The sequence below is a fragment of the Vibrio sp. R78045 genome, assembly GCF_042466085.1.
Classification (GTDB): Bacteria; Pseudomonadota; Gammaproteobacteria; order Enterobacterales; family Vibrionaceae; genus Vibrio; species Vibrio cyclitrophicus.
On sequence record NZ_JAXHBS010000001.1, the window covers coordinates 1 to 4,128 of the forward strand.

Annotated in this window: 6 protein-coding genes; all 6 read right to left on the reverse strand. The window is 52.6% G+C overall.

Annotation, left to right across the window (positions count from 1 at the left end):
• Positions 1–244 precede the first annotated feature (244 nt).
• The 6 genes from SJY39_RS00005 to SJY39_RS00030 all read right to left on the reverse strand — a co-directional run bounded on the left by SJY39_RS00005 (position 245) and on the right by SJY39_RS00030 (position 3,919).
• Positions 245–1,330: a DUF6094 domain-containing protein gene (locus SJY39_RS00005; RefSeq protein ID WP_154723990.1), complete on the reverse strand. Its 1,086-nt coding sequence runs from the start codon at positions 1,328–1,330 to the stop codon at positions 245–247.
• Positions 1,330–1,917 carry a DUF3275 family protein gene (locus SJY39_RS00010; protein ID WP_136975172.1) on the reverse strand — a complete coding sequence of 196 codons (588 nt, stop codon included), beginning with the start codon at positions 1,915–1,917 and terminating at the stop codon, positions 1,330–1,332. Before SJY39_RS00010 ends, SJY39_RS00005 begins: the two co-directional genes overlap by 1 nt.
• 69 nt (positions 1,918–1,986) lie before the next feature.
• The gene (gene radC, locus SJY39_RS00015) at positions 1,987–2,505 is read right to left on the reverse strand and encodes a DNA repair protein RadC (RefSeq protein WP_019820928.1); all 519 of its coding nucleotides are present in this window, start codon (positions 2,503–2,505) and stop codon (positions 1,987–1,989) included.
• Between the two features lie 4 nt (positions 2,506–2,509).
• Entirely contained in the window at positions 2,510–3,166 is a 657-nt protein-coding gene (locus SJY39_RS00020) for a hypothetical protein (RefSeq protein ID WP_102333697.1), read from the reverse strand.
• A gap of 95 nt (positions 3,167–3,261) precedes the next feature.
• Positions 3,262–3,663: a hypothetical protein gene (locus tag SJY39_RS00025; protein WP_102333687.1), complete on the reverse strand. Its 402-nt coding sequence runs from the start codon at positions 3,661–3,663 to the stop codon at positions 3,262–3,264.
• Between the two features lie 82 nt (positions 3,664–3,745).
• Positions 3,746–3,919, reverse strand: a complete 174-nt coding sequence (locus tag SJY39_RS00030; protein ID WP_164496852.1) for a hypothetical protein — start codon at positions 3,917–3,919, stop codon at positions 3,746–3,748.
• Positions 3,920–4,128 lie beyond the last annotated feature (209 nt).

A 4,128-nucleotide genomic window follows, 5' to 3' on the forward strand; every position in this document is an offset into this window, starting at 1 on the left:
GTTTGACGGTCATGACGCGTATTCCGCCCTCGCTCATCGGTAGCGTGAGCGCGGCGAAAAAGTGTTGCATGGCGCCATCGCGTCCCCATACGGAGAGAAATTGCACCTGGTTATCAGCGGTGGTGACCACCGCATCGAGATAAAGCCCGTTATCGAGCGAAATCAATGGAGTCTTCATGGTTAGGTTCCTTATTAAAAAATAAGGCGCCTTCCCGTCAGGAAAAGCGCCTGACGGGCAGTGAAGTTATTGTATGACCACGATGCGGCCAAAGCGCTCACCCGGGGTGAGGTCAATCGCTCGAATGAGCGGTTGAAATTGGTCTATCACGGTGGTGATGGTTTGGCTCTCATCAACCGTCGTCACGGTGCGCTGCACTTTTTGAGTGCCACCTTTGACCAGCAGTGTCTGAGAGCCATCGTTGCTGTGCACCTGGCCGGCAATCTGTCCCGCCGCGAGCGACAACGACAAATGCCAAGGTGACAGTTTTCTTAACGGCCGAGGGACTTGGTGGTGCCTCGCGAGGTTAAATTGGGTGTCAAAGGTCGGCCAAAGCCCCCCATGCGCCCCAAACGCTTGTTCAAGTTGCCCCGTATCTGGCCGTATCATTTCAAAACGAAATGGTGCGTCATTGACTGGGGGTATCTCAAACGGTCGAGTGGGGTAAGGCAATATCACCTTACCTTCGCCAGCGTTTATCAATTGGGTCGCCGTTTGTGTGCGCTCCGCTTGATGCTCAGGCCCTCTCATGTCCGCTTTGCGCCCTAAGATGACCACTTGTTTAAAGCGGTCGGTTGAGGCAGCGAACACTTCGACCTGTCGTAGCCGCATCGCAAGATAACGGCTAAACGCAGGTGAGAGAGAGGGATAGGGCACCACCAACGCCAATATGCCGTCACGCTTTAGCGTGGGGAGCAGGCGTTGAGTGAACTGCACTTCCAGTCTGGCCATGTCACGATGTTGTTTGTCCACCTGGTCGGTGACCACCGCGCCATACGGCGGGTTTAAAAACAGCAACGTCTGACTGCCTGAGCCGATTTGTGTGTCAAACGCATTGCTGCGCAGCACCGAATCGAGGCATTGACTGGCCGTGACGGCCCGCGCCTCATCCAGCTCCACGCCATAGGTGTGAAGCGCGCTCTGCTCATGGTGGTCGATGTGACTCGCCAACTGAGCCAGCGCCTTGCCTTCCCCGCAACACGGGTCGAGCAAGCGTTGAGTGCCGGCTTTGAACCGCAGTCGCTTGGCTATCTCTGCTAAGGTCGCCTCATCGGTCGGGTAATACCCGTCTTTAAGGTAGTTGTGCGCCACGCGCGGGTGCATCACGGCCATTAGCTTGCCTCCTCATCAAAGCGAAGGCGCATCCAATGCTGCGCTTTGGGCTCAAACTTCCACACGCGCTCATCATTGATGCGACGCTTGAGGTAAGCCAGTTGTTTGCCCATCACTTCTCGCCCCACTTCTGGGGTGAGCTTGACGATGTCACCAATGTTACTTGGTAATGGCCACAGTGGCCCAAACAAGCTGACTAAGTCCTCTTGACTTTCGTGAGGCGACGCCAACGCCTGACTGGCCACGTCTCGCTGCTCGGTCAGTTGCTGTTGCGCCTTGCGCTCTTTGGCTAACGGATCTTCTTCCATTGGCTCGTCTCGTGGCAGCGCTTCTTCTTTGTAATCACTGAGCCAAATGCCGTTAAGCTCGGCGCGCGTTTCAATCACAAATCGGTTGCTGGTTTGATAGCTGCCCGGATAAATACGTTGTAATCCAAAGGTGCCTTGATAGGTGCCTTCGCTGTATTCATCTAAGACCGCGTCTCGAACGGAGAATTGACCAATGTCGGTATCGAGCATAGCGACGTTAAAGTCGCCATAACGCCCGCTAACGGTTTTGATGGTGAGTGTGCCGGGTACTTGGACCATGTTGGCCTCCTGAATTAAAAGCAAAAGGCCTCCCACCGGAAGACCTCTCCGGTTGGGGAATTGTAAAAGTTAAAGCCAGCCGCGCTCAGCAAACGAGGTGACGGTTTCACCGACCACAAAGTGGTCGAGGATGCGCACGTCAATCAGTGCCAGAGCATCCGACAATTGCCGTGTGATACGCCGGTCCGCCTGACTGGGCTCGCTGCATAGGCTAGGGTGGTTATGACATAAAATGACCGAGGTGGCATTCCAAAGTAGGGCGCGTTTCACGACCTCTCTGGGATAGACACTGGCCGAGTTAACGGTGCCATAAAACAAGATCTCAAACTCAATCAACTGGTGTTGGGTATTAAGAAAGAGCACGCCAAAGACTTCTCTATCCATCCCCTGCAGTAAACCACTGAGGGTGCGTTTCGTTTGCTCTGGGCTGTCTAAGGTGGCCCCGCGTGATAAACGGTCGATGGCGATGGCTTTTGCCATATCCAGCAGTTCATCGGGACTCACCGGCTCGGTGAGTTGGTAGTATTCGCCAGGGGCATCTTGCAGCTCTTGCAATTTTCCTTGGCCATAGGAGGATTGGTATCGCATATCATCACCAATCCATACTGGTCATCGGGAGCGCCGCCGGGTGCTCTGGCAAGTGATGAACGGCTTGACAAAACAGCCACCACTCGAAGGCGCTTTTTGGGTGACACACTAAGCGAAACGCTTGTTCATCCCCATATAGCCCGGTTATCGGCTCAACCGACATACGCGTAAGCGTTTGCATCAACCGCGTCTGTGACTCTGACAGTGCATCGAGTGGCGGCATTGAGTAAAAGGACTTTTCGCATCGGCGTGGGCAACGTGATAAAGGCTCGGCCTGTTTCAATTGCTGCTTAATGCGTTTTATCCAACTCTCGGCCGTACTCCAGCGTCCATTGGGTTTTAGACTGCCAGACTCGACGTCTTCTGACCAACGAATACCAAGGTAACGCACGGCATCAGACGCCGTCAGAAAACCATGGCAGGACCATTCGTCTCGTACGCGCTTGCCGTCATCATCAAACAAGTTGCTCTCACCAAACTCTCCGGTAAAAACAAACGTGTCAGTGCGAGGCAGTGTCAATCCTAAGTGTTTTTTCACATCGGAATGAAAAGCGTCAGTGACGTTAAGGCCTTGCTGCTCAAACCACGCTTTCGCGTCACTCATCAATGCGGTGATGGGGTAGTGCCACGCTTGCAGGGCATAACAGATTGAATAAGACATAGGGTGTGCTCCTAATAAAAAAAGGAGCACCCATGAAGGGAAGCCCCCTCATGGGTAAAGGTGGTGCAGAGCACCACCGTATTGACGGTCAATGATTATGCGTCGTGCACCTCGTCCTCTTTGGTCGTGATGATGAGCATAGGTTGATCGTGTCGGTCTCGCTCAATGCTCGCAATTAAGTCGAGTGAGCGGTTTACGTACAGGTTATCGAGACTGGGTGGTTGGCACACCGTAAAGGGCACCTGCGATTGAGCCGGTACTTTACGGGCGGCTCGCCGCGCCAGTTTCAGCAATTGAAGGGTAAGCTTCTCTTTGCTGCACTCAATGATAACGTCCGGCACATCAACCGCTTGAAAGTACGCTTGTTGACTGATGCCTGTGTACGGGAAGTAAAAGCCCGCGTCCTTGGCCGTGGATGTGATATCAATAAAGCCCGAAGGATCGAGGGCGTCATTAAGTACATAGTGACCAAATAGCGGTGGGGTAGTTTGACTCATAATCGCTCCTAATAAAAAGGAGCGACCCCTTTAGGAGAAAGCTCCTAAAAAGGTGAGTTGATTCGGCAAGATAGCTTGAGTGTTAACGTCTTTGGCGTGTGAACTTCATGCGAAGGATCGGCGCAGCGTTGCGTTGAAGCAGTGTCCAATGCGCAGCAAAAAACGTCATGGGTGCATGACTTTTCCAAACCAGCCAAAAGACCGATAGAAAGATGCCCCAAAAAACGAAGTTATCGAGTAGGGTTGTGTAGTCCATGTGTTTCTCCTGTTATAAAACAAGGAAACACTTGCCCAAAGGAAAGGTTTCCTATGGGTGGTGAGGGGTAGCTGATAGATTATCAGTATGCTTTCACTTCTTTAAAAAGAAGCCGCGACACGTTTCAGAGAGCCATTTAAGGGCGGTTAAACCCGTGTGCTTAATACTGTGCGTCAGTATTCAACGTTTGAAGTATTTAGGTTAAAAGA

What these genes read in the sequence shown, in the direction of transcription:
- SJY39_RS00030 (WP_164496852.1), bottom strand. Translation starts at nt 3,919, where the DNA reads ATGGACTACACAACCCTACTCGATAACTTCGTTTTTTGGGGCATCTTT.
- SJY39_RS00020 (WP_102333697.1), bottom strand. Translation starts at nt 3,166, where the DNA reads ATGTCTTATTCAATCTGTTATGCCCTGCAAGCGTGGCACTACCCCATC.
- radC (WP_019820928.1), bottom strand. Translation starts at nt 2,505, where the DNA reads ATGCGATACCAATCCTCCTATGGCCAAGGAAAATTGCAAGAGCTGCAA.
- SJY39_RS00005 (WP_154723990.1), bottom strand. Translation starts at nt 1,330, where the DNA reads ATGGCCGTGATGCACCCGCGCGTGGCGCACAACTACCTTAAAGACGGG.
- SJY39_RS00025 (WP_102333687.1), bottom strand. Translation starts at nt 3,663, where the DNA reads ATGAGTCAAACTACCCCACCGCTATTTGGTCACTATGTACTTAATGAC.
- SJY39_RS00010 (WP_136975172.1), bottom strand. Translation starts at nt 1,917, where the DNA reads ATGGTCCAAGTACCCGGCACACTCACCATCAAAACCGTTAGCGGGCGT.